This is a genomic window from Microvirga pakistanensis, from assembly GCF_004458765.1.
Taxonomy (GTDB): domain Bacteria; phylum Pseudomonadota; class Alphaproteobacteria; order Rhizobiales; family Beijerinckiaceae; genus Microvirga; species Microvirga pakistanensis.
The window spans coordinates 1-223 of the sequence record NZ_SPJX01000007.1 but is presented as its reverse complement, the minus strand read 5'-3'; the positions used below and the strand labels follow the sequence as shown (position 1 = coordinate 223).

The window sequence follows — 223 nt, the reverse complement described above, 5'->3', positions numbered from 1 at the left end:
GGGGAGCGCACGAGCGGATAGACATGCTCGATGGCGGCCACGCCTTCATACTGCGCCACCACGGCGCGGGCGACGGTGATCAGGGTCTCGCCCGTCGAGTCGGAGACGAGGTGGAGATGAAAGTAGCTGCGTCCCGGCACGACGGTTCTCCCGAGCATCCGTCCTGAAAGTGGACACCATTGTTGTGACCGATGCCCACTGGTCAATGAGCAAATCGCGCGGA

Annotated in this window: 1 protein-coding gene; it reads right to left on the bottom strand. The window is 63.2% G+C overall.

Annotated features, from left to right (window positions below):
- Positions 1-158, bottom strand: a 158-nt coding sequence (locus tag E4K09_RS00025; protein WP_166802079.1) for a kinase/pyrophosphorylase, incomplete at its 3' end; no start/stop codon positions are given.
- Between the last annotated feature and the right edge of the window lie 65 nt (positions 159-223).